The sequence below is a fragment of the Streptomyces sp. NPDC039462 genome, from assembly GCF_055639375.1.
Map to the genome: position 1 here is coordinate 1 of NZ_JBVKAO010000008.1, position 26,064 is coordinate 26,064.

A 26,064-nucleotide genomic window follows, 5' to 3' on the forward strand; every position below is an offset into this window, starting at 1 on the left:
ACTCTTTCGTGTCCGATTTCCTCGGTGCCTTTCCGGTTCCCGCTCCGGCCTTTCGGCTTTCGCGTTTCCCTTTCCGGCGGTTCCGACTTTATCAGAAGTTTTCGGCCGGTCTTACCGGCTTCAGATTCCGAATCATCGGGGGTGGCTTCTCGATCAATGAAATTCAAGAAGCAGACAGACTTTAACTGCCGCCGCCGGACTTGTCCAGCTCTAGGCAACTGTTCGAATCTACCTCCCCGGTCCTTCCGTGTCAACGGTTTTTCCGGGGCGATGAGGAGACTAGCAGGTCAGGTGCGCCGTACGCACATCAAGCTGCGAGGGGGACGGAGGCGCTGCGTTCGTCCTGGTCCAGGTCGCCCGTCTCCCCCGCGCGGGCCGCCCTGCCGCCCAGCACATAGACGTACGCGAGGAATGCCAGTTCGGCGCCGATTCCGATGGTGATACGGGCCCAGGTCGGGAGGCCCGACGGGGTGACGAAGCCTTCGATGGCGCCGGAGACGAAGAGAACCAGGGCCAGGCCTATGGCCATGCCGAGGGCTGCGCGGCCCTCCTCGGCCAGGGCGGTGCGACGCGTGCGGGGGCCCGGGTCGATGACGGTCCAGCCGAGACGCAGGCCTGTGCCGGCGGCTACGAAGACCGCCATCAGTTCGAGGAGGCCGTGCGGCAGGACGAGGCCGAGGAAGGTGTCGAGGCGGCCGGCCGAGGACATCAGGCCGATGCCCACACCGAGGTTGAGCATGTTCTGGAAGAGGATCCAGATGACAGGGAAGCAGAGGAAGGCTCCCAGGACCAGGCACATCGCGGCCGCCTGGGCGTTGTTCGTCCAGACCTGGGCGGCGAAAGAGGCCGCCGGGTGACTGGAGTAGTACGTCTCGTACTGGCCGCCGGGGCGGGTCATCTCCCGGAGCTCGCTGGGGGCGGCGATCGAGGATTGCACTTCGGGATGAGTGCCGATCCACCAGCCGATCACCGCTGCAAGGACCGTCGAGAGCAGAGCAGTGGGTATCCACCAGCGACGGGATCGGTAGACCGCCGCAGGGAAACCGTGGGTCAGGAAGTGGGTCACGTCTCGCCAGGAGGCGCGGCGTGTGCCCGTCACGGCGCTACGCGCGCGTGCCACCAGATGAGTGAGGCGCCCGATGAGCTGCGGGTCGGGTGCCGTGGACTGGATCAGGGAGAGGTGGGTGGCCGTGCGTTGGTAGAGGGTGACCAGCTCGTCGGCCTCGGCTCCGGTGAGGCGGCGCTGGCGGCGCAGCAGGGCTTCCAGTCGGTCCCACTCGGCTCGGTGGGACGACACGAAGACATCGAGGTCCATCCGTTGACTGCTCCTCGTAGCTCCTCGTACTGCGGCGCGTGATTCATCAGCTTGGCAGACTGGCCAGTCCTACGGCAGTGCAGGGAAGGGGTGGCGGCGTGAGTGAGCTGGTGACGGGCGAGGCGGTGGCGCTGGAGCTGCGGCCCGCGAAGCTGCCCAGTCGGGCGCTTGCCGTGCTGATCGACCTGGTCGTGGCATGGGCGGTGTATCTGGGCGTGACCATCGGGATCGTCGCCTCGACCTCCTCCTTGGACGATGCCGCGGCTGCCGCGGTCGCGGCGGCCAGCTTCGTGCTGATCCTGGTCGGTGGGCCCATCGCGGTGGAGACGCTCAGCCATGGGCGGTCGCTCGGGAAGCTGGCGTGCGGGTTGCGCGTGGTGCGGGACGACGGGGGGCCGATCCGGTTCCGGCACGCGCTGGTGCGGGGGGCCATCGGGGTCGTCGAGATCCTGCTGACGTTCGGGGTCGTCGCGTGCATCGCGTCGCTGGTGTCGGCGCGGGGGCGGCGGCTCGGGGATGTGTTCGCGGGGACGCTGGTCGTACGTGAGCGGGTGCCGGCGGGGCACACGGCGTTCGTTCCACCGCCGCCGCCCTGGCTGGTGGGACAGTTCTCCGGGCTGGATCTCTCCGGAGTGCCGGAGGGTCTGTGGCTCGCCATTCGGCAGTACCTGACCCGGATGCAGCAGCTGGATCCGCAGGTGGGCTGGGCGATGGCGGAGCGGCTCGCCGGGGATCTGGCGGAACGGACCGGCGCTCCGGCGCCGCACGGGGTGCCGCCTGCCGCGTACTTGGCGGCCGTGGTGCACGAACGGCAGACGCGGGATGCGCGACGGGCCGCTGGTGGGGTGAGTGGCCCCGGTGCCGTGGGGGGTTCTGGTGCCGTGGGCGGCACTGGTCCCGTGGGCGGCGCTGGTGCTGCGGGTGGCGCTGGTGCTGGCGATGCGGCTGGCTCTGGCCACGCTGCCGGAGGCGGCGCTTATCCGTCCGCTTCTGCCCCGCCTCCCGTTGCTCCTGCTCCCGCTCCTGCTCCTGATGGGCAGGGGGCGGAGGTGTCTCGTCCGGTTACCGGGTTCCAGCCGCCTGCCTGATCGGTTTCAGGCGAAGGTCGACGGTGGGGTCTCGAGGTGCTCCAGCTCGATGCCGGGGGCCGCGAGCACGACGTCGCCGGTGATGTGGACGGCGTGCTGTTCGCCGGTGTCCAGGGCCGTGACCTGGTACTCGTCCACGATCAGCGGGCCGTTGTCAGTGGCGTGTGCTTCGCTTTTCAGCAAGGTCCAGGACTGGTCGAGGGTGCGGGGGGCCAGGACCGGGTCCGTGAAGGCGACCAGGCGGACACGGGTCGCGGGGGAAGCGGGGGTCAGGCGCAGGAGCCGCGCCGTCGCGATGAGGAAGGCGGGGGATGTGCCGGTGAAGGCGTGGGCGGGGGCGTTGTCTTCGGTGGCGTGGGCGCCTGTGGGGTCGGTGCGGACCCAGGTGACGCCGTTGAGGGCGCCGGCGCGGACCTGCCAGTCGCCCGCGCGGAGTTCCAGGCGGATGGGGCGGCCGCGGTCGTCGAGTGCGAGGTCGACGGAGCCGGCGGGGGTGCCCGAGGGGGTGGTCCGTTGGGAGACGTAGCGCCAGCCGGAGGGGCCGGGCGCGCAGTGGAAGTGTTCTTCACCGAGGGGGGCGTGATCGTGCGGATCGTGGAGCGAATATCGGCCGCGGGGCATGGGGTGGGTCCTGGTCCTCGGTCGGGCTTCTCAAAGGGGCAGGCCCCCGCCGCGGAGGCGAGGGCCTGCTGAAGTGGGACTGACCGGTGGCCGGTCGACCGTCAGTAGCGGTAGTGGTCGGGCTTGAAGGGGCCCTCGACCTCGACACCGATGTAGGCGGCCTGCTCCGGGCGCAGCGTGGTCAGCTTGACGCCCAGCGCGTCGAGGTGGAGGCGGGCGACCTTCTCGTCCAGGTGCTTGGGCAGCACGTAGACCCCGGTGGGGTACTCCTCGGGCTTGGTGAACAGCTCGATCTGGGCCAGCGTCTGGTCGGCGAAGGAGTTGGACATCACGAAGGACGGGTGACCGGTGGCGTTGCCCAGGTTGAGCAGACGGCCCTCGGACAGCACGATCAGCACCTTGCCCTCGGGGAAGGTCCAGGTGTGCACCTGCGGCTTGACCTCGTCCTTGACGATCCCCGGGATCGCGGCGAGGCCGGCCATGTCGATCTCGTTGTCGAAGTGGCCGATGTTGCCCACGATCGCCTGGTGCTTCATCCGGGCCATGTCCGAGGCCATGATGATGTCCTTGTTGCCGGTCGTGGTGATGAAGATGTCGGCCGTCTCCACCACCTCATCCAGCGTGGTCACCTGGTAGCCGTCCATCGCCGCCTGCAGCGCGCAGATCGGGTCGATCTCCGTGACGATCACCCGGGCGCCCTGGCCGCGCAGCGACTCCGCACACCCCTTGCCCACATCGCCATACCCGCACACCACCGCGGTCTTGCCGCCGATCAGGACGTCGGTGGCGCGGTTGATGCCGTCGATCAGCGAGTGCCGGCAGCCGTACTTGTTGTCGAACTTCGACTTGGTCACCGCGTCGTTCACATTGATCGCCGGGAAGAGGAGGGTGCCCTCGCGGTGCATCTCATACAAGCGGTGCACGCCGGTGGTGGTCTCCTCGGTCACCCCGCGGATCTCCGAGGCCAGCTGCGTCCACTTCTGCGAGCCCTCGCTGATGGTGCGGTTGAGGACCTGCAGGATCACGCGGTGCTCGTCGTTCTCCGCCGTCTCCACCGCCGGGACCTTGCCGGCCTTCTCATACTCGACACCCTTGTGGACCAGGAGGGTGGCGTCGCCGCCGTCGTCCAGGATCATGTTCGGGCCGCCGGTGGGGGTGTTCGGCCAGGTCAGCGCCTGCTCCGTGCACCACCAGTACTCCTCCAGGCTCTCGCCCTTCCAGGCGAAGACCGGCACCCCCTGCGGGTCTTCGGGGGTGCCGTTCGGGCCGACCGCGATCGCCGCGGCCGCGTGGTCCTGGGTGGAGAAGATGTTGCAGGAGACCCAGCGCACCTCCGCGCCCAGCGCCACCAGCGTCTCGATCAGGACGGCGGTCTGCACCGTCATGTGCAGGGAGCCCATGATGCGGGCCCCGGCCAGCGGCTGGGAGGCGGCGAACTCCTTGCGGATCGCCATCAGACCGGGCATCTCGTGCTCGGCCAAAGTGATCTCCTTGCGGCCGAACGCCGCCAGGGAGAGGTCGGCGACCTTGAAGTCCTTGCCGTTGATGAGAGTCATGAGTGAGCTGCTCCTCGTGGATGGGTCGAGGGTGGACATGGCTGACCTGCGGCATCGGGTACAGGGTGTACCGACGCGCGCAGCGCAGTCCGTCGGAGGCCCTCTCTCCCTCGGACAGTCCGTGCGTGGACCGCCCGACCGCCATCAGCAGCGACGTCTGGCTCGGTCACCAAGCTACACCGATTGGCCCAGCAAGCCCCAGCCCGCCTTCGCGTACCCGATGTTCGGCGGATAGGCCGTCAGAGGTGGACGTTATGGGACCTTTGCGCCTTTGATCCTGCGGTTATGTGTTGCAGGATGCCTTGAGATCGGGAACATATGCGCGATCTTGTGCGGCAAAGGCGTTAGGAGATCCACGTGACCAGTCCGGCCGATCCCCCCATGGGCGGGGGCACCAGCGGGCAGCGGAGGCTGAAGCTGCTCGCCGTCACCGCCTGTCCGACCGGTATCGCCCACACGTACATGGCGGCGGAGAAGCTCTCGCAGGCGGCGGAGAGCCTCGGCATCGACATGAAGGTGGAGACGCAGGGCTCCATCGGCGCCGAGAACGTCCTGTCTGACAACGATGTCAGAGACGCCGACGGCATCATCATCGCAGCCGACAAGGACGTGGACCGCAGCCGGTTCGCCGGGAAGCGCGTGCTGTCCGTCGGGGTGTCCGAGGGCATCAGCCACCCCGAGCGGCTGATCGAGCGGGTGCAGAGCGCTCCTGTGCACGGCGGCGGCGATGGCGGCGGTGCGGCGGAGGCTTCCGCCGGGGGCCGTGGCGGTGCGGCGGAGGCTCCCACTCGGGGCAGTGGAGGCGGCCGGGAGCGGAGTGTCGCGTACAAGGCGCTGATGAACGGCGTCTCGTACATGATCCCGTTCGTCGTGGTCGGTGGTCTGTTGATCGCGATCTCGCTGGCGCTGGGCGGCGACGCGACGTCCAAGGGCTATGTGATCCCGGAGGGGACCTTCTGGGCGCACGTGAACGCCATCGGGGTCATCGGCTTCACACTGATGGTGCCGATCCTGTCGGGGTACATCGCGTACGCGATCGGGGACCGGCCCGCGCTGGTGCCGGGCATGATCGGCGGGTGGATCGCCAACACCGGCGAGCTGTACGACTCCAAGGCGGGCGCGGGCTTCATCGGGGCCATCGTCACCGGCTTCCTGGCCGGCTATCTGGTGCAGTGGATCAAGAAGGTCGAGGTCCCGAAGTTCGTCCGGCCGATCATGCCGATCATCGTGATCCCGATCATCGCGACCACCGCTCTCGGGCTGTTCTTCATCTACGTCATCGGCAAGCCGATCTCCTGGGTGTTCGAGCACCTGACGAGCTGGCTCAGCGGAATGACGGGCACCAGCGCGATCCTGCTCGGGGCGATCCTCGGCCTCATGATCGCGTTCGACATGGGCGGTCCCGTCAACAAGACCGCGTTCCTCTTCGGTACGGGGCTCATCGCGACCGGCAACCAGACCGTGATGGGCATGTGCGCCGCGGCCATCCCCGTGATGCCGCTCGGTCAGGGTCTCGCCACATTGCTCCGCCGCAAGCTGTACTCGGAGCAGGAGCGCGAGACCGGGATGGCGTCGCTCTTCATGGGCTTCTTCGGGATTTCCGAGGGCGCCATTCCGTTCGCCGCCGCCCGGCCCGCGCAGGTCATCCCTGCCAACATGCTGGGCGGCGCCGTCGCCGGTGCGATCGCCGGCATGGCGAGCGTGAAGGACGCGGTGCCGCACGGCGGACCGATCGTGGCGGTGCTCGGCGCGGTGGGCGGCGTTCCCATGTTCTTCGTGGCCATCGCCATCGGTGCGGTGGTCACGGCGCTCACGACCGTGGCTCTGGTCGACCTCGGTGAGCGCAAGCGGCGCGGGGCTTCCCCGGTCGTCGCGCCGGGTGTGTCCGAGGCGGCGCCCCCCGAGGCTGACGAAGAGGCCGAGGTCCTCTCCGGATACCTCACCCGGCAGACCGTCAAGGTCCGGCTCGACGCCGGCGACAAGGAGGCCGCCATCCGCGAGATGGCCGCGCTGCTCGCCACCACCGGCAAGGTCAACGACGTGGAGGAGCTGGTGCGGACCGCGCTGCGGCGCGAGGAGCAGGGCACCACAGGGCTCGGCGAGGAGATCGCCATCCCGCACGCCAAGACCGATGCCGTGGACGCCCCGGTCGTCGGGTTCGCGCGGTCGTCGGAGGGCATCGAGTGGGGTTCGCTCGACGGTACGCAGGCCAAGCTGATCTTCATGATCTCCGTGCCGGAGGCGGCCGCCGGGGACGAGCACCTGCGGATTCTCGCCCTGTTGTCGCGGAAGCTGATGGACACCGGTTTCCGGGAGCGGCTGGAGGCGGCGCCCGACGACGCGGCGATCCTCGACGTACTCCGTGAGGTCCGGTAGCGGTCAGCGGCCGGGAGCTTCCCAGATACGCGGACGGGGCCCCGCACCACAACCGGTGCGGGGCCCCGTCCACGTACGGACTGGAAGGCTCAATGGCCGCCGGGCGCCTTCGCCGGGTTCTGGCCCGCGGCGGCCGCCGACTCGCTGTAGATGTCGGGTTCGAGGTAGATCACCCGGGCGATCGGGACCGCGGCGCGGATGCGCTCCTCCGCGGCGTTGATCGCGGCGGCGACCTCGGTGGCCGTGTCGTCGTGCTGGACGGCGACCTTGGCGGCGACGAGCAGTTCCTCGGGGCCGAGGTGGAGCGTGCGCATGTGGATGACCTTGGTGACCGTCTCGCCGTCGACCAGGGCCTTCTCGATCTTGCCGACCTCTTCGGTGCCCGCGGCCTCACCGAGCAGCAGGGACTTGGTCTCCGCGGCGAGGATGATCGCGATCGCGATGAGCAGGACGCCGATGCAGAGCGTGCCGATGCCGTCCCAGACGCCGTCGCCGGTGGCCAGCGCGATGCCGACGCCGCCGAGGGCGAGGATCAGGCCGACGAGCGCGCCGAGGTCCTCCAGGAGGACGACGGGCAGCTCCGGGGCCTTGGCGCGGCGGACGAACTGCGTCCAGGTGAGGCTGCCGCGTGTCGCGTTGGACTCCTTGATGGCCGTCCGGAAGGAGAAGCTCTCCGCGATGATCGCGAAGACCAGGACCCCGACGGGCCAGTACCAGTGCTCGATCTCGTGCGGGTGCTTGATCTTCTCGTAGCCCTCGTAGATCGCGAACATGCCGCCGACCGAGAAGAGGACGATGGAGACGAGGAAGGCGTAGATGTAGCGCTCGCGGCCGTAGCCGAACGGGTGCTGCGGGGTCGCCTCGCGCTGCGCCTTCTTGCCTCCGACGAGCAGGAGCCCCTGGTTGCCGGAGTCGGCGAGGGAGTGGACGCTCTCGGCGAGCATCGAGGACGAGCCACTGAAGATGAACGCGACGAACTTCGCCACCGCGATCGCGAGGTTCGCGGCCAGTGCCGCGACAATCGCCTTTGTTCCGCCTGACGCGCTCATGAGTGCGGGGTACCCCTTCGCCTTCGTACGTATCGACCACGCTGTCGGCGGTGCTTTGCCCGCCCTTTGCGGTGGGTCATTGTTGCAGCACGGGACGGCTCCGGTGTGTCAGGCCACCACGGTGGCTCGGAAAACCGTGCCGGGACCGGACACTTCGGCCTTTTCGTCGGCGGGGACGAATGCGGACTGACCGGGCGTCAGGGTGAGTTCGCCCGCGCGGACCGAGCCCGCCGTGCAGAGCAGGATCTGCGGTGTGGGGGCCGTGAGGTCGTGCGGGGCGGCGCCTTCGGGCAGGACGAAGCGGGAGAGGCGGAACTCGTCGATCGGGGTTTCGTAGACCTCTTCGCCGGTCTCGGAGGCCTCGGGGCGCAGGACGCCGGGGTCGGTGGCGTCGAAGCGGACGATGCGCAGCAGTTCGGGTACGTCGACGTGCTTGGGGGTCAGGCCGCAGCGCAGGACGTTGTCGCTGTTGGCCATGATCTCGACGCCGAGGCCGTCGAGGTAGGCGTGCGGGACGCCGGCGCCGAGGAACAGGGCCTCGCCGGGCTGCAGTCGGACGTGGTTGAGGAGCATGGCCGCGATGACGCCCGGGTCGCCTGGGTAGTGGTGGGCGATGCCCGCGTAGGGCTCGTACACCCCGCCGAGGCGCTGGGCCGCGGCCGTGACCTCGGTGACCGTCTCGGCCATCTCCTCGGGGTCGGCACTCAGCACGGCCGTCAGGACCTCGCGCAGGGCGGCCTCTTCGGGCTGGGCGCGCAGCAGGTCGACGTACGGCTTGAGGCTGTCGACCTCCAGGGCTTCCAGGAGGGCCGCGGTCTCGGCGGGGGCGCGGAAGCCGCAGAGGCCGTCGAACGGCGTGAGGGCGCAGATCAGTTCGGGCTTGTGGTTGGCGTCCTTGTAGTTGCGGTGCGGCGCGTCGACCGGGACGCCGCGGCGCTCCTCGTCGGCGTAACCCTCCTTCGCCTGCGCGAGGTCGGGGTGGACCTGGAGGGAGAGGGGGGCGCCCGCGGCGAGGATCTTGAGGAGGAAGGGCAGGCGCGGGCCGAACTTGGCGGCCGTCGCCGTGCCGAGCTCGCGCTCCGGGGCCGCGTCGATGACCTCGTTCAGCGCGCCGCGCTCCGTGCGCGAGGGCGCGCCCGGGTGGGCGCCCATCCACATCTCGGCCTGCGGTTCGCCGCTCGGCTCGGCGCCGGTGAGCTCCGCGATGGCGGTGGTGGAACCCCAGGCGTAGGGGCGGATGGTGTTGGTGAGGCGGTCCACGGAGGGGCTCTCCCTTACTGGGTACTACTGCGTACTGACTGGAAACTGCTGCGTACGCGAGTGCTGGACTGCGGTGGTGACCCGTGCGGTGACCGCGGAGGTGACCGGTGCAGTGGTCATGATCCGGCTCCCGAGGCGAGCGCCAGGTAAACGGCGGCGAAATCCGTGACGGCGATCAGCTCGGCGAGCGCTTCCAGTTCGCCGCCGTCCTCCGGTTCGAGTTCGCTCAGCGCGACGTCGTGGCCGTGGGCCAGTTCGCGGGCGGCGGGGGCCGCGGTGAGGCCTCCGGCGTCCACAGGACGGTCGCGGAGCAGCACCACGCGCGCGCGGAGGGCCGCCGGGTCGTCGACGCGGTCGCGGAAGAAGTCGTCGGTGTCGTCGCCGCCGGTGGGGCTGCCGGCGAGGACGGCGCCGTGCGCGGGCAGTGCCTCGGGCAGTTCGGCGGCGAGTGCGGCGTGCCCGGCCTGCTCGGCGAGGGTGGCGGCGAAGCGGCGTCCCGCGGCTCCCGCGGACTGGCCCTCGGTCCAGATCAGCGGGAGGGAGTCGGCCAGTTCGGCGGCGAGCGTCTTGGCGGGGTTGCTGTACGTGGAGATGGCGGGGCCGCAGCGCTCCGCGACGCGGTCGAGGCGGTCGGCGACCTTCTGCAGGGTGGCGTCGGGGGCGGCGACCAGGCCGGTGCGGTCGAGGAGCATCAGCAGCGGGACGAGGAGGGCCCACAGGGTGCAGGGGGCGCCGGGCGCGGCCTCGTCCTCGACGCGGCGTGCCTCGTACGACGCGGAGCCGCGGGTGGCGTCGTCGTGCGGGCCTTCGTAGGCACCGTAGGGCGAGGTGGCCATGGGGACGGTGAGGCCGTGGCTGCCCTCCACGCTCTCGGCGAGCGGGGTGCGCGCGGGGGTGACGGCGACGACCGTGCAGCCGCGGCGGTACGCCTGGTCGGCGAGGAGGGAGAGGCCTGGTTCGGTGCCGTCCGGGGTGGCGATGAGGAGCAGGTCCACGGGGCCGACCCAGCCGGGCAGGGTCCAGCGCAGGGCGCCCGCGGCGGGGGCGACGCCGCTCGGCGCCAGCCGGATGACGGGGCAGCCGGTGCCCACGAGGCCGTCGAGGATGTCGGCGACGCAGGTGGCGGCGGTCCCCGGGCCGGCGATCAGGACGGCGCGGGGGCGGCCGTCGGGCTTGAGCTCCGTGAGACCCGCCTCCGCGGCGTGCCGGGCCGCGGTGCGGACGCGGGCGCCCGCTTCCGCCGCGCCGCGCAGCAGTCCGCGGCGGTCGGCGCGGGCGAGCGCCGCGGGGTCGTCGAGCAGCGACTCGTCGAGCATGGGTCAGGTCTCCGATCGCCGTGCGCGGCTTCCTGCAGGGTGGCCCGGGGTGTGCCGGGCGGGTGCCGCTATGCGGGGCGGCGTGCCTCGTCGACCAGGAGTACGGGGATGCCGTCGCGGAGCGGGTAGGCGAGGCCGCACTCCTTGGCGTCCGCCGTGCAGATCAGCTCGGTGTCCGTCTCCTTGAGGGGGGCGTGACAGGCCGGGCAGGCGAGGATCTCCAGGAGGCCGGCTTCGAGCGGCATGGGGTGGGTCCCTTCGAGCGGATGCGGTGGGGTGTGCGCTGTGTTGGCGCACGATGCGGCCTGGTCAGCCTACCTCCGTGCGCGGCGCCGCGTGGGGGTGCGGGAAGGTCGCGGCCGTACTGCCGCGACCGTCCCGCTCTCTGTGCGCGACCGCCCTCTGGTGGCGGGTGTCAGCCGCGGATGATGGCGAGGGCCTCGTCGCGCACCTTGGCCATGGTCGCCTCGTCGCGTGCCTCGACGTTCAGACGGAGGAGGGGTTCCGTGTTCGACGCGCGTACGTTGAACCACCAGTCGGCGGCGGTCACGGTGAGGCCGTCCAGCTCGTCGAGGGTGATGCCGTCCTTCCCGTCGTACGCCGTCTTGATCGCGGCGAGGCGGGCGGTCTGGTCGTCGACCGTGGAGTTGATCTCTCCGGAGCCGGCGTAGCGGTCGTACTGGGCGACGAGGGCGGAGAGCGGTCCTTCCTGGCCGCCGAGGGCCGCGAGGACGTGGAGCGCGGCGAGCATGCCCGTGTCCGCGTTCCAGAAGTCCTTGAAGTAGTAGTGCGCGGAGTGCTCGCCGCCGAAGATCGCGCCGGTCCGCGCCATCTCGGCCTTGATGAAGGAGTGGCCCACGCGCGTGCGCACGGGCGTGCCGCCGTTCTCCTTCACGACCTCCGGGACCGACCAGGAGGTGATGAGGTTGTGGATGACGGTGCCCTTGCCGCCGTGCTTGCCGAGCTCGCGGGAGGCGACGAGGGCGGTGATGGCCGACGGGGAGACCGGAGCGCCGTTCTCGTCGACGACGAAGCAGCGGTCCGCGTCGCCGTCGAAGGCGATGCCGAGGTCGGCGCCCTCTTCGCGGACCCGCTTCTGGAGGTCCACGATGTTGGCCGGGTCGAGGGGGTTGGCCTCGTGGTTGGGGAAGGTGCCGTCGAGCTCGAAGTACATCGGCACGAGCTCAAGGGGCAGGCCCTCGAAGACGGTGGGGACCGTGTGCCCGCCCATGCCGTTGCCCGCGTCGACGACGACCTTGAGGGGGCGGATGGCGGTCAGGTCGACGAGGCCGCGGAGGTGGGCGGCGTAGTCGGTGAGGGTGTCGCGCTCGGTGAGGGTGCCGGGGGTCGCGGCGCTCTCGGGGGCGCCGGACTCGCTCCAGCGCTCCACGAGGGCGCGGATGTCCGCGAGGCCGGTGTCCTGGCCGACGGGGGCGGCGCCCGCGCGGCACATCTTGATGCCGTTGTACTGGGCGGGGTTGTGCGACGCGGTGAACATCGCGCCCGGCAGGTCCAGGGCGCCCGACGCGTAGTACAGCTGGTCCGTCGAGCACAGGCCGATCTGTGTCACGTCCACGCCGAGGGCGGCGGCGCCCCGCGCGAAGGCGCGCGAGAGGCCGGGCGACGAGGGGCGCATGTCGTGTCCGACCACGATCGCGTCCGCCTCCGTGACCTGTGCGAACGCCGCCCCGAACAGCTCGGCGAGCGACTCGTCCCACTGGTCCGGGACCACCCCGCGGACGTCGTACGCCTTCACGATCTGGGACAGATCAGCAGTCACGGCCAACCCTCTCTGCAGGTTCTGCGAGTCAAACGAGTACGGAGAGCCCTCCGCGGTCACCCCAAAAGTACCCGCTGTGACCGACAGCAGGCCGCGTCTGTGGAGAGCGCGCTCACGGCAGCATCCAGCCGAGCACCGCGGTGCTCTGTCCGACGACGATCAGGCACATGACGAGGAGCAGTCCGAGGCTCCAGGGCAGCACCTTGCGCAGCAGGTCGCCCTCCTTGCCCGCGAGTCCGACGGCGGCGCATGCGATCGTCAGGTTCTGCGGGGAGATCATCTTGCCGAGGACGCCGCCGGAGCTGTTGGCGGCCGCGAGGAGTTCCGGCGACAGGCCGGACTGCTGAGCGGCCGTCACCTGGAGGGCGCCGAAGAGCGCGTTGGCCGAGGTGTCGGACCCGGTCACGGCGACGCCGAACCAGCCGAGCACCGGTGACAGGAAGGCGAGTCCGGCACCGGCGGCGGCTACGTAGTGCCCGATCGTGGCGGCCTGGCCGGAGAGGTTCATGACGTAGGCGAGCGCCAGCACCGAGGTCACGGTGAGGATCGCGAAGCGCAGTTCGTGGACGGTGGCGGCCCATTCGCGCACCGCCACGCGCGCGTGGACCCCGATGACCGCCGCGGTGCCCACCCCGGCGAGCAGCACGAGCGTGCCGCCGGTCGCGACGAGCGGCAGCGAGAAGACGTTGCCGCCGACCGGGTCCCCCGAGGGGTCGCCGACGTTCAGGAAGGGCCAGTCGAAGGTGCGGGTCGCCTGCACGAGGAGGTCCTTGACGGCCGGGATCTGGGCGACGGAGAAGACAGCGACGATCAGGGCGTACGGGGCGTAGGCGCGCAGCACTTCGGGGCGCGGGTCGTCGTGGTCGAGGTCTTCGCTGCGGGCGCCGGTGAGGACGGCGGCGCGGACGGGTTCGGGAGCCGGCCTGCGGGCGTGCGGGACCGCCATCAGCGCGCCCGCGCCCGCCAGTGCCGCCCCGATGTCGGCGAGTTGCGCCGAGACGTAGTTGGAGGCCGCGAACTGCGCGACGGCGAAGGCGAGTCCGCAGGCCAGGGCGGGCACCCAGGTCTCGCGAAGGCCGCGCCGCCCGTCGACGAGCGCCACGAGGAGCAGCGGCACGACGAGGGCGAGCAGGGGTGTCTGGCGGCCGACGACCGTGGCGACGGTGTCCAGCGGCAGGCCCGTCACCTGAGCCAGGGTCAGTACGGGGGTGCCCATGGCGCCGAAGGCGACGGGTGCGGTGTTGGCGACGAGGGCGACGACCGCGGCGCGCACCGGGTCGAAGCCGAGGGCGACGAGCATGACCGCGCTGATCGCGACCGGTGCCCCGAACCCGGCGAGCGCCTCCAGGAGCGCTCCGAAGCAGAAGGCGACGACGAGGGCCTGGATGCGGGGGTCGTCGGAGAGCCGGCCGAAGGAGCGGCGCAGGATGTCGAAGTGCCGGGTGCGGACCGTCATGCGGTACACCCACAGGGCGTTGACGACGATCCACAGGATGGGGAAGAGCCCGAAGAGGGCGCCTTGCGCGGCGCTGGAGGCGGTCTGGCCGAGCGGCATGCCGTACGCGAGCCAGGCGACCAGGACGGCGACGGCGAGGCCGATGAGGCCCGCCCGGTGCGCTTTCATGCGGACGGCGCCGAGGAGGACGAGGACGGTCAGGAGGGGCAGGGTCGCGACGAGTGCGGACAGGCCGAGCGAGTCGGCCACGGGCTCCAGTTGCTGCACGAACACGGAACGCCTCCCGGCTGTGGGGTGGCGAAATCGTCAGTGCCTGGGAGAACGGACGTCAACGTGCCGGACGGCGAAGATCCGGTAAAGGGAGCGGCCGTGGAGTGTCGGTCAGGAGTCCGGTGAGCGCAGCACCCTGAGGTGGCCGCGGCGGGCGACCTCCATGGGGTCCGCCCGGCGGGCGCCGCCGCCGGCCTCGGCCGCGCGCTCCTGCGGGCGGGCCGCCTCGCGCACGGCGTTGGCGAGCGCTTCGAGGTCGTCGCCGGAGGGGCGGGCCGGACCCGAGGCGTCGGCGAGCCGGACGACGTCCCAGCCGCGGGGTGCGGTGAGGCGCTCGGAGTGCTCGGCGCACAGGTCGTAGCAGTGGGGTTCGGCGTAGGTGGCGAGGGGGCCGAGGACCGCGGTCGAGTCGGCGTAGACGTACGTCAGCGTCGCGACGGCGGAACGGCCGCAAGCGGTGCGCGAACAGCGACGTACAGGGCTCACGATGTTGGACGGTACCGCACTCTTGAGCGGGCCGCGACGACTCTCCATCAGGTCACTCCACCGTGTCGTGTCCGGTCCTGCGCGCCGACGCACCGCACGCGCACGCCGTTGACCTGCGTGGACGCCAGTGACCACAGGGGCGCGTGGTGTTGAATCCGGTCACCACATGGCGCGGATCACGTCATTTGGCGCGAGATCGACGGTCCAGGAGAGATACGGAATTGAGTCCAACCGCGACCGGAACGGTCAGGAAGCGACATGTCGCGCTCCACATGGAACATGCCGTGCCCCACATGGAAAGGCCGATCTCGGGGACTACTCTTCGTCAGTGATGGACGACCCCGTACAGCCCCGCTCCGCAGACCCGAGGCCACGCCGCCGCGACCGCCACGGCAGGGGCATGCGCGGCCCCGTGGCGCCGCCTCAGGTTCCGCTGTCCGCCAGCCGGGGCGAGGCCTTCACCGATCTCGTGCAGGACTCCGTGGAGCGTCTGGAGCGGCGCTGGCCGCAGCTCACGGAGATCGAGTTCATGGTGCTCGAGGTGCCGCCCCTGGGCCGGGCGGGCGTCGAGTGGCAGGACGAGGTGGTGCCCTTGGGCGGCACGATCACGGCGTCCGAAGGGCGGCCCGCCCGCGTCGTCATCTACCGCCGCCCCGTGGAGATCCGCACCAAGGGACGCGACGAACGCGCGCACCTCGTGCACGAGGTGGTCGTCGAGCAGGTCGCGGAGCTGCTCGGCATGTCCCCGGAGTCGGTGGACCCGCGCTACGGCGACGGCGAGGACTGACGCCCCGTCCTTCCGGCACCCCCTTGGTGAGCCCTCACTTCTGAAGCACCGCCAGGTCCCGCTCGGCCTTCGGCACGGCCACCGTCCCCCGGTCGTCCGGCAGCGTCTGGACGGTGAACATCGGGATGCCGCCCTCCGGCTGGGACAGCGTCCGTGCCGCGTGGACCGGGCCGCCGGACACCGGCTCCACCGTGAGGGCGTAGGCCCCCTTCAGCCCGTCGGGCCTCGGCGGGTCCGCGATCTCCAGGGTCGTGCCGCCCTTGACCGTGTACGTCTTCGTCACCGGGGAGCCGCCCTCGGTGCCGGCCGACGCCGTGACCTTCACCTTCGCCGACTTCTCCGGCGCGACCAGCGAGAGCGTCGAGCCCTTGGCGCGGTTGCCCGCGGCCGTCGCGCGCGTGCCCACCTCGCCCGTCGCCGGGATGAACGCCGTCTCCTGCTTGCTGCCCTTGCCGCGGGTCACCCGCAGCGCCGCCACCACGGGGACCGGCGTGTCGGTCGGCGACAGGAGCAGCGAGCCGGCCTCGCCCTTGGTGACGTCGCCGAGGTCGACGGCGGCCGTCATGCCGGACTTGACGTGCAGGTTCTCGTTCCCGGCCGGGGTGAGCGTGCCGTTCGGGGAGGCCAGCTGGACCTTCAGGTCCGCCTCCCGCGCACCGGGGGCGTAGGCGACCAGGCGCACCGAGGTGGCGTCCTTCGGGATGCCGGGCAGGACGAGGCGGTCCGCCGGGTCGGTGGACGCGGGCAGCCAGTCGCCGCCCAGCTTCTCGTCGGAGGACTGCACGGCGGCCGCGACCCGGCCGCTGCGCGCGATCACGTGCATGGTGAGGTTCGGATACGCCTTGTCGGCGAGCGTGGAGAGCAGCACCGGGACGCTGGAGTGCGGCTGGACCTGGATCGAGTCGCCGACCGCGGACGTGACCTCGCCGTCCGGGCCGAACAGCTCGACGTCGATCACGGCGGCGGAGTCGTCCGGGTTCGTCAGGTGGATGTAGTCGCTGCGGTCCTTGGCGGTGCTCGCGCCGGGGAACCAGAAGTCGGTGTCGGGCGCCGTGCAGTGGGTGCCGTGCATGCCGCGGCCGCTGCCCGCCGCGTACGTCGTGGTCTGCTGCACGGTCCAGCCGGGGGCGAGCCCGCCGTCGGCCGTGCCGATGAGGGCGGGCGCCTCGGCTCCCGACTCCTCGCCCGCGACCGGCTCGCCCGGCGTCTTCTGGGTGAGGAAGGGCTTGGCCTTCTTGTCGTTCTGCTTGGCCGCGTCGGTCAAGGCCTTGCTCACGGGCAGCAGTTCCGCCTTGCCCGTGGCCCCCGCGCCGCTCGCCTTCGGTGTGAAGGCGGTGTACGAGGTCTCGGCGAGGTCGGAGGAGCTGGGCACCGGGCAGAGCAGGCTGGTGCGCTCGACGGGGAGCCGCGCGGCGGCCTTCGCCCCGGCGTCGTCCGTGCCGTCCGTCCCGCCGAACGCGGCGAACCCGGTGACGGCGCCGAGCGCGACGACCACGGCGATGAGGGACTGGGTGGTGCGGTTCACTGCTGGCTCCCGTCGGGGCGCTCACTGTCGGTGCCGTGGGGCGGGGTGCCGCGGGGCGGCTGCGGGGGCGGGGGCGGCATCGGGGGCCGGCCCTGGTCGTACGACGGGTCGTACGAGGTGTCGTACGGCTGTCCGTACTGCTGGTCGCTTGCCTGCCCGTACTGCTGATCGCCCGACTGTCCGTACTCCTGGTGGTCTCCCGACTGCCCGTACTGCTGATCGCCTCCGTAGACACCGCCCGCGCCTCCGTAGGACGCGTACGGGTCGTACTGGCCGCCCTGGTAGGCGTCCGCCTGGTACGACGGCTGTTCGTACGCCCCGGCCGGGTACTGCCCGCCCTGGTACGCGCCGCCCTGGTACTGGCCGCCGTACGTGCCCTGCTCGGCGCCCGTGTGGGCGGGGGCCTCCCACTCCTCGTAGGACGACGACTGCTGGTGCGGGACGGCGGCGAGGGCCTCCTCCGAAGGAGGAGGCGGTACGTCCTGGCCCGCCTCCTGTGCGGCCTGCTCGCTCTGGGCCCGCAGCCTGCGTGCCCTGCGGCCCTCGCCCTCGACGGCCTGGGCCGGGACGACGGGCTCTTCGGGGAGGTCGTCGTCGACGTCGCGGCGGCGGCCCGGCAGGGCGAGCACCACGAGGACGACGGCGAGCGCGCCTTGCGCCCACAGCCAGGCCGTGTGGCTCAGCGGGGCGTCGAAGGTGACGTCCAGGTGGCCGCCCGCGGTGGGCAGTTCGAAGCCCTGGGCCCAGCCGTCGACGGTGGTGCGGGGCAGCGGGCGGCCGTCGAGGGTCGCCGTCCAGCCCGGGTCGGCGGAGTCGGCGAGGCGCAGGACGCGGCCCGCGTCGCCGGACTCGATCTTCGTGTGGAGCTCGACGGGGCCGGCCGCGACGGGCTCCGGGTCGCCGGTCTTGTGGAGGATTGCGGCGCGCGCCACCTGCCGGTCCACGCGCCACAGGGCGCTGCCGTCCTCCTGGCTGAGCCGGGTGAGGCCCGGGGTGGCGTCCAGGGTGCGGCTCATCTGGCGGGGCGCCCCGTCGCGTACGAGGACGTACCGCACGGCGAAGCCGCCGAGCTGGTCGGCCTGGTCGGCGCCGGAGCCCGCGATCAGCCGGGCGACGATCTTGTCGAGCCGCTCGTCGTCGGGGGCCGCCGCGGCGAGTTCCGCGTCGCCGAGCCGGGCGCCGGAGCCCCGTACGAGCGTGTAGGAGACCTCGGCGGCGGAGTCGCTGCCGAGGACGAGGGTGCGGGCCTGGTCCTCGGTGCCGCTCTCCTCCGCCACGAACGCGGGCACCTGCACCGGATCGCGCCGCTCCAGAGGGCCGTCGGCGCCGCCGATCATCCATCCGGCAGCGACGAGCAGCGGTCCGGCGGCCGCGGCGAACGCGATGAGCGCGGCCACCGGCTGGCGCCAGCCGAAGCTCTGTTCGGCGACACGCGCGCGTGCCCCGTCGGCGCCGAGCGCGGCGGCGGCCAGGAGCGCGATGCCGTAGCCGAGGGTGGCCGGTCCTGCCCACGCCGAGCCGTTCGACAGGACGGCGAAGACGAGGGAGACCAGGGCGACGGCCCAGGCGGTGCGGACGGCGAGCTGCCGCTCACCGCGCAGCAGGGCGCCGAGCGCGGCGAGGACGATGCCGATGAGCAGCAGGCCGTGCACGGTGCCGGGGCCGCCGGGGCTGGCGCCGAGCAGGTCGAGGGCGGTGGCGGAACCGGTGCCGAACTCCAGGCCCGCTTCTTGGAAGAAGCCGAAGGGCAGCAGCGAGAGGGACCAGGGCGCGAGGACGAGCAGCGGGGTGCCGAGCGCGGCGAGGAAACGCAGTCCGTACGCCGTGATGTCGCCGCGGCGCACCACGAGGAGGGCGAGGCCGAGCACCAGGGCGATCGGCCAGACGATCGGCGTGAAGGCCGTGGCGAGGGTCAGGAGCAGGGTGTACGCCCAGGTGGCGCGCCAGGTGCCGCGGGTGCCCCGCGGGTTGGCGAGGCCGCTCGCCGCGATGCCCGCGCGCGCGATGAGCGGCAGCAGGACGGCGAGGACGGCGGTGCCGACGCGGCCGCCCGCGAGGGCGCCGGTGACGGCGGGCAGGAAGGCGTACGCGATCGACGCCCACGCGCGGAGCAGCCGCGAGGTGACGAGCGGGCGCGATGCGAAGTACGCGGTGAAGCCGGCCAGGGGGACGGAGCCGACGAGCAGCACGGTGACCGCGAGCCCGGTGGAGCCGAAGAGGAGGGAGGAAAGGCTGGCGACGAGCGCCACGTACGGCGGGGCGCCTTGGGTGCCGCCGGTGCCGACGGGGTGCCAGGCGTCGGCGTAACGCGCCCAGAGGTCGGAGGAGTCGGCGGGTGCGGGCAGCAGGGCGCCGCCCGCGAGCGCACCGGTGCCGAGCAGGGCGCGGCAGGCGATGAGCGACGCGAAGAGGAGCACTACGAAGAGGACGGGTCCCGGTCTGCGGGCGACGCGCTTGAGGCGGGCGAACTGCTCGACCTCCAGGAAGTCGGCGTCGTCGCCGCCGGGTCCTGACTCGACGACTCCGTGCCGTCCCGCGCCGGCCGGGGCGTCGGCCTCGGTGCGGCCGATGAGGCTGCCCGCGGCCTGTTCGACGGTGGCCCGGACGGTGGCGCCCGGCGGTGGGAAGAGGGGCCGCATCTCGCCGGCGTCGGGCAGCGGCTTGCCGCGCTGCTTGCGGGCGCCGAGGATCCGGCCGGGCCGCAGCAGTGTGGCGAGGAGGCCGGCGACTTCGTCCAGGGCCTGCCCGGGGGCCTTACCGACGAGGTAGGCGAAGGTGCGCACGAGCGTGCCGACGACGATGCGGAAGAGCACCCAGGGCAGCACGGCCGAGCGGGCGTTGACGAGCAGGGTGTAGGTGGCGCCCGCCTTGTCGACGCGGTGCGGCGAGGTCGCCGTGCGGCCGACGCAGTCGACGGTGCGGCGCTCGCGGGAGGATGCCTCGGCATGCCGGACGACGGCGTCGGGGGCGACGAGGACGCGGTGGCCCGCGGCGTGCGCGCGCCAGCACAGGTCGACGTCGTCGCGCATGAGCGGCAGGCGGCGGTCGAAGCCGCCGAGCTGTTCGTAGACGTCGCGGCGGATCAGCATGCCCGCGGTGGACACGGAGAGCACGGGCCGCACGTGGTCGTGCTGGCCCTGGTCCTGCTCGCGCCGGTCGAGGCCGGTCCAGCGGCGGCCGCTGTTGGCGATGGAGACGCCGACTTCGAGGAGCTGCCTGCGGTCGTACCAGCCGCGGAGCTTGGGGCCCACGACGGCGACTTCCTTGCCGAGCTCCTGTTCGTTCTCCACGACGCGGAGCAGTTCGGCGAGGGCGTCGGGCTCGGGCGCGCAGTCGTCGTGCAGCAGCCAGAGCCACTGCACGGGCTCGCCGTGCGGCAGCTCGGGCATGTCGTACGCGTCGTCGCGCCAGCTCCGGCTCACCGGGTCCCAGCCGCTCGGGCGCTTCAGATAGGGCAGCTCTTCGGGGGTGAGCACGGCGGCGCCGCGGACGGCCTCGTCGACGGCGGTGCCGAAGCCGGAGCGGCGGGCCAGGTGCAGCACCCGGTCGGCGCCGAGGGCCTCGGTGACCAGCTGGGCGGAGTCGTCCGCGCTGCCGGTGTCGGCGGCCACGGCGCTCTGCACGGGCCGCTCCTGCCCGAGGAGCCCCGCCAGGGCGTCGGGCAGCCAGCGGGCGCCGTCGTGGGAGACGAGGACGGCGGTCACGACATGCCGCGGGAACTCGGGCGGGCGGGTCGGGTCGAACCCGGTGGCAGCGTCGTGGGCTGCCGAATGGCTGTGCACGGACATCGAGGTACGGGCCCCGGTTCGCTGGACTGCGGTGGACGCCCGCGCCCCGCTGGGGCGCCGGGTCGTCTCGGACGGGGCCCCACACTAACGGCTGGCACAGGAACGGCCCGCCGCCTGTGGATAACCCACGGGTGACGGGCCGTTCGTCGCGCTTCGTTCGAGGGAGTCGTGTGGCGAATCGATCGTCGGCACGCGGGTGTGAGCGTGTCGCTCAGACCGCGGCCTTCTTCAGTCGTCGGCGTTCTCGCTCCGACAAGCCGCCCCAGATGCCGAAACGTTCGTCGTTCGCAAGTGCGTACTCAAGGCATTCCGAGCGGACTTCGCAGGCGAGGCAGACCTTCTTGGCCTCGCGAGTGGAGCCGCCCTTCTCGGGGAAGAAGGACTCGGGGTCGGTCTGGGCGCACAGTGCGCGCTCCTGCCAGCCGAGTTCTTCGTCCGCGTCCTCGACCAGCAGTTCCTGAACCAGCTCGGTCATGTGCGCCCCTCGTCTGTCTGTGCGTCCCCGTGGTGCGGCCGTCACCGGTTTCGGATGAACGACACGAGTGAAATTACAAGTGCGCCGATCCGGGCCAGTCAAGCCGAGATCTGCTATTGGGCCCCTTATTCACTCTGCGGAACCAAGGGTATGCGGAAAGTGTTCAAATCGGCCTAAACCATGACACCCTCGATGACCCGTCCGGCGCCCCGCCAACGAGTTCCCCCGAAATTCGATCTCAGTCGGATCTCGCTCGGGTCACATCAGGGAGGACGTCGATGTTTGAGTGCCGGTTGCTGCGCCATGTGTCCGGAGGGTCGGCTGCACAAACCTTTCGCCTGACAGAACAACCGGATGAGGTGAAACATAGCCCACATAGTGGACACCGAGTTGACAGTTCTAGGTGTGAGCGGCTGTTCTGGTGGGCATGCTCGCGAACCTGGCTCTTTCGATGACCCGCACCTGCGGTTCCATCGGTGCTGCCCACGCGCGCTGTCGCTGTTCCTGCTCCAGCTGTTGAGCCCATCCAGCTGTTGAGCCGCACGTCCCTTTGTATGCCGCGCCTCGTTTGCATGCCGTACCCGGCTTGCACACAGAGCCGCACCCTCCCTCGCGACACCCCAGCACTCTTACGTTGAGGAACCACCGCACCATGAACAGCGACAGCGACCTCCAGATCGCCGGCGACATCCTCGAAGTCCCGCACCTCCTGCAGCCCGCCCGCGAGCACCCCGCCACCGTGGCCGAGTTCGTCGGCCTCGCCCGGACCATCGCCGCCGACCGCTCCCAGTGGGCCCACCTCGTCCAGTACGACGCCACCAGCCGCTGGTACCACCGTCTGCGCACCGGGCCCGGCTACGAGGTGTGGCTGCTCTCCTGGGTGCCGGGACAGGGCAGCGGCCTGCACGACCACGGGCGCTCCTCCGGCGTACTCACCCTCCTCGAGGGTGAGCTGACCGAGCACACGGAGCGGGGCACCCGGGCGCTCGGCGCGGGCGCGCAGCGCGTCTTCGCCCCCGGGTACGTCCACGAGGTCGTCAACGACTCCCTGGAACCGGCCGTCAGCCTGCACGTCTACTACCCCGGCCTCACCGAGATGCCGATGCACGCCGCCCGGTGCGCCGCCTCCGCCGCCCCGGACGCCGCGGAGGATGTCGTAACCGCCTGACGCGGTGTCGTACCCGCCTGACATGCTGGGGGCCATGCGCATTGTGGTTCTGGCCGGCGGCATCGGCGGCGCCCGATTCCTCCGCGGGCTCAAGAAGGCCGCGCCCGACGCGGACATCACGGTCATCGGCAACACCGGTGACGACATTCACCTGTTCGGGCTGAAGGTCTGCCCCGACCTCGACACCGTGATGTACACGCTCGGCGGCGGCATCAACGAAGAACAGGGCTGGGGGCGTACGGACGAGACGTTCAAGGTCAAGGAAGAGCTCGCGGCGTACGGGGTCGGACCCGAGTGGTTCGGCCTCGGCGACCGGGACTTCGCCACGCACATCGTGCGGACGCAGATGCTGGGCGCCGGATATCCGCTCAGCGCCGTCACCGAGGCGCTGTGCGAGCGGTGGCAGCCCGGAGTGCGGCTCATCCCCATGTCCGACGACCGCATCGAGACGCACGTCGCCGTCACGATCGACGGCGAGCAGAAGGCCGTGCACTTCCAGGAGTACTGGGTCCGGCTGCGCGCCTCCGTGGACGCGCACGCCGTGGTGCCCGTCGGCGCCGAGCAGGCCAAGCCCGCGCCCGGCGTCCTGACGGCCATCGCCGAGGCCGACGTCGTGCTCTTCCCGCCGTCCAACCCGGTCGTCAGCGTCGGGACCATCCTCGCCGTGCCGGGGATCCGCGAGGCCATCGCCGACGCGGGCGTGCCCGTCGTCGGCCTCTCCCCCATCGTCGGCGACTCCCCCGTGCGCGGCATGGCCGACAAGGTGCTCGCCGCCGTCGGCGTGGAGACCAGCGCCGCCGCCGTCGCCGAGCACTACGGCAGCGGACTGCTCGACGGCTGGCTCGTCGACACCGTCGACGCGGGAGCGGTGGACCGGGTGGAGAGCGCCGGTATCCGGTGCCGGGCCGTTCCGCTGATGATGAGCGACGTCGACGCCGCCGCGCAGATGGCCCGCGAGGCCCTCGCCCTCGCTTCGGAGGTACGCGCGTGACCTCACCGTCCTACAGGGTGTGGGCCGTCCCCGGGCTGCCCGAGGTGCGGGAGGGCGACGACCTCGCCAAGCTCATCGCGGCCGCCGAGCCTGCGCTCGCCGACGGGGACGTCGTCCTGGTCACCTCCAAGATCGTCAGCAAGGCGGAGGGGCGGATCGTCGAGGCGGCCGACCGCGAGGCGGCCATCGACGAGGAGACCGTGCGGGTCGTGGCGCGGCGCGGGCCCCTGCGCATCGTCGAGAACCGGCAGGGGCTCGTGATGGCCGCGGCCGGTGTCGACGCGTCGAACACCCCGGCCGGGACCGTGCTGCTGCTGCCGACCGACCCCGACGCCTCGGCCCGTGCCGTACGGGAGGGGCTGCGGGGCGCGCTGGGTGTGGACGTCGGCGTCATCGTCACCGACACCTTCGGGCGGCCCTGGCGGGCCGGGCTCACCGACGTCGCCATCGGGGCCGCGGGGGTGCGGGTCCTCGACGACCTGCGGGGCGGCGAGGACGCGTACGGCAATCCGCTGAGCGCGACCGTCGTCGCCACCGCCGACGAGCTCGCCGCCGCGGGTGACCTCGTCAAGGGCAAGGCGGCGGGGCTGCCTGTCGCCGTGGTGCGGGGGTTGCCGCATGTGGTGGGCGGCTCTGCGGAGGGCTCCGCGGACGGCTCTGCGGATGCGGGGGCGCGGGCGTTGGTGCGGGCCGCGCAGGACGACATGTTCCGGCTCGGGACGTCCGAGGCGGTGCGGGAGGCGGTGACGCAGCGGCGGACCGTGCGGGAGTTCACGGACGACGAGGTCGATCCCGGTGCCGTGCGGCGGGCCGTCGCAGCGGCGGTCACCGCGCCGGCGCCGCACCACACCACTCCCTGGCGGTTCGTCCTCCTGGAGTCCGCCGCTTCGCGGGTCGAGCTGCTCGACGCGATGCGGGACGCGTGGATCGCGGATCTGCGGCGGGACGGCAAGTCCGAGGAGTCCATCGCCAAGCGGATCCGGCGCGGGGACGTGCTGCGCAGGGCGCCCTATCTGGTGGTGCCCTGCCTGGTGATGGACGGCTCCCATACGTACGGGGACGCGCGGCGGGATGCCGCCGAGCGCGAGATGTTCGTCGTCGCGGCGGGGGCCGGGGTGCAGAACTTCCTGGTCGCGCTGGCCGGGGAGCGGCTCGGGTCGGCGTGGGTTTCGTCGACGATGTTCTGCAGGGATGTCGTTCGGGAGGTGCTTGGGCTGCCCGGGTCCTGGGATCCGATGGGGGCGGTTGCTGTGGGGCGGGCTGCGGGGGAGCCGGGGGCTCGGGGGCGGCGCGAGGTGGACGACTTCGTCGTCGTCCGGTAGCGCCCACTCCGGGGCGGGGGTCTTTTTGCGCAGTTCCCCGCGCCCCTGGGGTCCGTTCCCCCGGCACGGTTGCCGGTGCGGGTCGTGGTTTTTTTGCGCAGTTCCCCGCGCCCCTGGAGTCGCCCCCATCCCGGCGGGTTTTCGGGTGCGGGTCGTGGGTTTTTTGCGCAGTTCCCCGCGCCCCTGAACCCCTGGCCCTGAGCCCCCCGCCCTGGCCCCCGGCACTGAGCGCCCGCCCTGAGCCCTCGGCTCTGAGGCCCCGGGCCTGGGCCCCCGCCCTGAGCCACCGGCCTGAGGCCCCGGGCCTGAGCCCTCAGCTTTGAGTCACCGGCCTGAGGCCCCTGGCCTCAAGTGGTCCTTCGGTGGAGGGGGTTACCACGTGGCGATGTTTGTTTTGCGCATTCGGGGGGCCCTGCGGGGTGGGGTTCGGCCGCTTAGGTAGATGAGGCGGGTGGCTCTGTGGCGTTGGGGGGTGTAGGGGGTGAGGAGGGCGAGCATTTCGGGGTCGGTGGCGTCTCGGTTGTTCGCCAGGGCGTAGCCGACGATGCCCGGGAGGTGGAGGTCGCCGACGGTGACCGCGTCGGGGGCACCGTGGCTGCGCTGGACCGTTTCCGCCGAGGTCCAGGGGCCGATGCCCGGGATCAGTTCCAGGCGGGCCTGGGCCTCTGGCGGGGCCATGGACGACGCCTCTTCAAGGCGGGCCGCGCAGGCCACGGCGCGCAGGATCGTGGAGGCCCGCTTGTTGTCCACGCCCGCCTTGTGCCACTCCCAGGAGGGGATCAGGGCCCAGGTGCGCGGCTCGGGCATCACGTGCATGCGGGCCTCCGCGGGCGTGGGGCCCGGCGCGGGCTCGCCGTACTTGCGGAGCAGGAGGCGCCAGGCGCGGTAGGCCTCGTCCGTCGTGATCTTCTGTTCCAGGATCGACGGGATCAGGGACTCCAGGACCAGTCCCGTACGGGTCAGTCGCAGGCCGGGCCGCCGGTGGACCGTCGCGGCGATCAGGCGGTGGCGCGGGACGAACGCACCGGGGTCGTCCGACGCGCCCAGCATCTCGGGCAGTCGGTCGAGGAGCCAGGTCGCGCCCGGCCCCCAGGCCTCCGCCTCCACGGATCCGGAGCGCAGGGCGACCCGGAGGGTGCCGGGGCCCTCCGGCGTGCGGCTGGCGCGCCAGACCGAGCCGTCGGGGGTCGTACGGAAGGCGGGATCCGCCGGGCCGCGGCGCAGCGGGCCGAGGGTGAGGCGGAGGTCCAGCGGGTAGGGCGGCCGCCAGGTGCGGGTGTGCGTGGCCGTCGAAGGGCGCGGGACGCCGTGGGGCGCGGCTGTCGCGGGGATCGCCGTTTCGCCGCCGCGCACGGTGGTGCGGGTGGGGCGCGGGGCGAAACGGGATGACATCTGTACGAGGGTAGGGGACGGCGGGCCGCATCCGCGCCGGAGT

At 71.8% G+C, this 26,064-nt stretch carries 21 protein-coding genes; 7 read left to right on the forward strand and 14 right to left on the reverse strand.

The genetic code is table 11. From position 1 onward, the window contains the following. The coding region (locus ACZ7LU_RS33280; protein ID WP_471918856.1) for a hypothetical protein at positions 1 to 185 on the forward strand (185 nt) is incomplete at its 5' end. Between the two features lie 122 nt (positions 186 to 307). Here the strand turns inward: ACZ7LU_RS33280 and ACZ7LU_RS33285 are convergent. Then, positions 308 to 1,315, reverse strand: a complete 1,008-nt coding sequence (locus ACZ7LU_RS33285; RefSeq protein WP_471918857.1) for a stage II sporulation protein M — start codon at positions 1,313 to 1,315, stop codon at positions 308 to 310. 98 nt (positions 1,316 to 1,413) lie between these two features. On the opposite strand from ACZ7LU_RS33285, the gene ACZ7LU_RS33290 reads away from it, so the two are divergent. Next, positions 1,414 to 2,403, forward strand: coding sequence for an RDD family protein (locus tag ACZ7LU_RS33290; protein ID WP_471918858.1), 990 nt, complete (start codon positions 1,414 to 1,416; stop codon positions 2,401 to 2,403). Between the two features lie 6 nt (positions 2,404 to 2,409). Here ACZ7LU_RS33290 and ACZ7LU_RS33295 read toward each other — a convergent pair whose 3' ends face one another. After that, a complete protein-coding gene (locus tag ACZ7LU_RS33295; RefSeq protein WP_471918859.1) occupies positions 2,410 to 3,024 on the reverse strand; it encodes a hypothetical protein in 615 nt (204 codons plus the stop codon). A gap of 101 nt (positions 3,025 to 3,125) precedes the next feature. Beyond that, on the reverse strand, positions 3,126 to 4,580 hold the full coding sequence (gene ahcY, locus ACZ7LU_RS33300) for an adenosylhomocysteinase (protein WP_398440805.1): 1,455 nt from the start codon (positions 4,578 to 4,580) through the stop codon (positions 3,126 to 3,128). 357 nt (positions 4,581 to 4,937) lie between these two features. Between ahcY and ACZ7LU_RS33305 the strand changes: the two genes are divergently transcribed. Further along, complete coding sequence (locus ACZ7LU_RS33305) at positions 4,938 to 6,956, forward strand: fructose-specific PTS transporter subunit EIIC (protein WP_471918860.1); 2,019 nt, start codon at positions 4,938 to 4,940, stop codon at positions 6,954 to 6,956. An 89-nt stretch (positions 6,957 to 7,045) separates the two neighbouring features. On the opposite strand, the gene ACZ7LU_RS33310 is transcribed toward ACZ7LU_RS33305, so the two are convergent. The 7 genes from ACZ7LU_RS33310 to ACZ7LU_RS33340 all read right to left on the reverse strand — a co-directional run bounded on the left by ACZ7LU_RS33310 (position 7,046) and on the right by ACZ7LU_RS33340 (position 14,621). Continuing rightward, a complete protein-coding gene (locus ACZ7LU_RS33310) occupies positions 7,046 to 8,005 on the reverse strand; it encodes a cation diffusion facilitator family transporter (RefSeq protein WP_471918861.1) in 960 nt (319 codons plus the stop codon). 108 nt (positions 8,006 to 8,113) lie between these two features. After that, complete coding sequence (gene manA / locus ACZ7LU_RS33315; protein ID WP_468087450.1) at positions 8,114 to 9,265, reverse strand: mannose-6-phosphate isomerase, class I; 1,152 nt, start codon at positions 9,263 to 9,265, stop codon at positions 8,114 to 8,116. 116 nt (positions 9,266 to 9,381) lie between these two features. Then, the gene (locus tag ACZ7LU_RS33320; RefSeq protein WP_471918862.1) at positions 9,382 to 10,581 is read right to left on the reverse strand and encodes an SIS domain-containing protein; all 1,200 of its coding nucleotides are present in this window, start codon (positions 10,579 to 10,581) and stop codon (positions 9,382 to 9,384) included. Between the two features lie 68 nt (positions 10,582 to 10,649). Continuing rightward, the gene (locus tag ACZ7LU_RS33325) at positions 10,650 to 10,826 is read right to left on the reverse strand and encodes a Trm112 family protein (RefSeq protein ID WP_362997443.1); all 177 of its coding nucleotides are present in this window, start codon (positions 10,824 to 10,826) and stop codon (positions 10,650 to 10,652) included. A gap of 170 nt (positions 10,827 to 10,996) precedes the next feature. Continuing rightward, entirely contained in the window at positions 10,997 to 12,361 is a 1,365-nt protein-coding gene (locus ACZ7LU_RS33330) for a phosphomannomutase/phosphoglucomutase (RefSeq protein ID WP_398303707.1), read from the reverse strand. Between the two features lie 112 nt (positions 12,362 to 12,473). After that, positions 12,474 to 14,090 carry an L-lactate permease gene (locus tag ACZ7LU_RS33335; RefSeq protein ID WP_471918863.1) on the reverse strand — a complete coding sequence of 539 codons (1,617 nt, stop codon included), beginning with the start codon at positions 14,088 to 14,090 and terminating at the stop codon, positions 12,474 to 12,476. A gap of 108 nt (positions 14,091 to 14,198) precedes the next feature. Beyond that, positions 14,199 to 14,621 carry a DUF3499 domain-containing protein gene (locus tag ACZ7LU_RS33340; RefSeq protein ID WP_398303703.1) on the reverse strand — a complete coding sequence of 141 codons (423 nt, stop codon included), beginning with the start codon at positions 14,619 to 14,621 and terminating at the stop codon, positions 14,199 to 14,201. 283 nt (positions 14,622 to 14,904) lie between these two features. Between ACZ7LU_RS33340 and ACZ7LU_RS33345 the strand changes: the two genes are divergently transcribed. Beyond that, a complete protein-coding gene (locus ACZ7LU_RS33345) occupies positions 14,905 to 15,360 on the forward strand; it encodes a metallopeptidase family protein (RefSeq protein ID WP_398303701.1) in 456 nt (151 codons plus the stop codon). Positions 15,361 to 15,394: 34 nt separating this feature from the next. Here ACZ7LU_RS33345 and ACZ7LU_RS33350 read toward each other — a convergent pair whose 3' ends face one another. The 3 genes from ACZ7LU_RS33350 to ACZ7LU_RS33360 form a co-directional block, all read right to left on the reverse strand. Then, complete coding sequence (locus tag ACZ7LU_RS33350; protein ID WP_471918864.1) at positions 15,395 to 16,885, reverse strand: DUF5719 family protein; 1,491 nt, start codon at positions 16,883 to 16,885, stop codon at positions 15,395 to 15,397. Beyond that, positions 16,882 to 20,673, reverse strand: coding sequence for a glycosyltransferase (locus tag ACZ7LU_RS33355; RefSeq protein ID WP_471918865.1), 3,792 nt, complete (start codon positions 20,671 to 20,673; stop codon positions 16,882 to 16,884). Before ACZ7LU_RS33355 ends, ACZ7LU_RS33350 begins: the two co-directional genes overlap by 4 nt. Before the next feature lie 211 nt (positions 20,674 to 20,884). Further along, entirely contained in the window at positions 20,885 to 21,148 is a 264-nt protein-coding gene (locus ACZ7LU_RS33360) for a WhiB family transcriptional regulator (protein ID WP_016642094.1), read from the reverse strand. Positions 21,149 to 21,800: 652 nt separating this feature from the next. Here ACZ7LU_RS33360 and ACZ7LU_RS33365 point away from each other — a divergent pair. Genes ACZ7LU_RS33365 through ACZ7LU_RS33375 form a run of 3 tightly spaced genes read left to right on the forward strand, consistent with a single transcriptional unit; the run spans position 21,801 to position 24,629 of the window. Beyond that, positions 21,801 to 22,316: a cysteine dioxygenase gene (locus tag ACZ7LU_RS33365; protein ID WP_398303695.1), complete on the forward strand. Its 516-nt coding sequence runs from the start codon at positions 21,801 to 21,803 to the stop codon at positions 22,314 to 22,316. Positions 22,317 to 22,350: 34 nt separating this feature from the next. Further along, the gene (gene cofD / locus ACZ7LU_RS33370; RefSeq protein WP_398303693.1) at positions 22,351 to 23,307 is read left to right on the forward strand and encodes a 2-phospho-L-lactate transferase; all 957 of its coding nucleotides are present in this window, start codon (positions 22,351 to 22,353) and stop codon (positions 23,305 to 23,307) included. Continuing rightward, the gene (locus ACZ7LU_RS33375; protein WP_471918866.1) at positions 23,304 to 24,629 is read left to right on the forward strand and encodes a coenzyme F420-0:L-glutamate ligase; all 1,326 of its coding nucleotides are present in this window, start codon (positions 23,304 to 23,306) and stop codon (positions 24,627 to 24,629) included. The genes cofD and ACZ7LU_RS33375 overlap by 4 nt, the downstream gene beginning before the upstream one ends. Before the next feature lie 372 nt (positions 24,630 to 25,001). Here ACZ7LU_RS33375 and ACZ7LU_RS33380 read toward each other — a convergent pair whose 3' ends face one another. Beyond that, entirely contained in the window at positions 25,002 to 26,021 is a 1,020-nt protein-coding gene (locus ACZ7LU_RS33380) for a DNA-3-methyladenine glycosylase family protein (RefSeq protein WP_471918867.1), read from the reverse strand. Positions 26,022 to 26,064 lie beyond the last annotated feature (43 nt).

Excerpts from the sequence above, each read along its gene's own strand:
- ACZ7LU_RS33285 (WP_471918857.1), bottom strand. The coding sequence starts at position 1,315 with ATGGACCTCGATGTCTTCGTGTCGTCCCACCGAGCCGAGTGGGACCGA.
- ACZ7LU_RS33295 (WP_471918859.1), bottom strand. The coding sequence starts at position 3,024 with ATGCCCCGCGGCCGATATTCGCTCCACGATCCGCACGATCACGCCCCC.
- ahcY (WP_398440805.1), bottom strand. The coding sequence starts at position 4,580 with ATGACTCTCATCAACGGCAAGGACTTCAAGGTCGCCGACCTCTCCCTG.
- ACZ7LU_RS33310 (WP_471918861.1), bottom strand. The coding sequence starts at position 8,005 with ATGAGCGCGTCAGGCGGAACAAAGGCGATTGTCGCGGCACTGGCCGCG.
- ACZ7LU_RS33320 (WP_471918862.1), bottom strand. The coding sequence starts at position 10,581 with ATGCTCGACGAGTCGCTGCTCGACGACCCCGCGGCGCTCGCCCGCGCC.
- ACZ7LU_RS33325 (WP_362997443.1), bottom strand. The coding sequence starts at position 10,826 with ATGCCGCTCGAAGCCGGCCTCCTGGAGATCCTCGCCTGCCCGGCCTGT.
- ACZ7LU_RS33340 (WP_398303703.1), bottom strand. The coding sequence starts at position 14,621 with ATGGAGAGTCGTCGCGGCCCGCTCAAGAGTGCGGTACCGTCCAACATC.
- ACZ7LU_RS33345 (WP_398303701.1), top strand. The coding sequence starts at position 14,905 with ATGGACGACCCCGTACAGCCCCGCTCCGCAGACCCGAGGCCACGCCGC.
- ACZ7LU_RS33355 (WP_471918865.1), bottom strand. The coding sequence starts at position 20,673 with ATGTCCGTGCACAGCCATTCGGCAGCCCACGACGCTGCCACCGGGTTC.
- ACZ7LU_RS33360 (WP_016642094.1), bottom strand. The coding sequence starts at position 21,148 with ATGACCGAGCTGGTTCAGGAACTGCTGGTCGAGGACGCGGACGAAGAA.
- ACZ7LU_RS33365 (WP_398303695.1), top strand. The coding sequence starts at position 21,801 with ATGAACAGCGACAGCGACCTCCAGATCGCCGGCGACATCCTCGAAGTC.
- cofD (WP_398303693.1), top strand. The coding sequence starts at position 22,351 with ATGCGCATTGTGGTTCTGGCCGGCGGCATCGGCGGCGCCCGATTCCTC.
- ACZ7LU_RS33380 (WP_471918867.1), bottom strand. The coding sequence starts at position 26,021 with ATGTCATCCCGTTTCGCCCCGCGCCCCACCCGCACCACCGTGCGCGGC.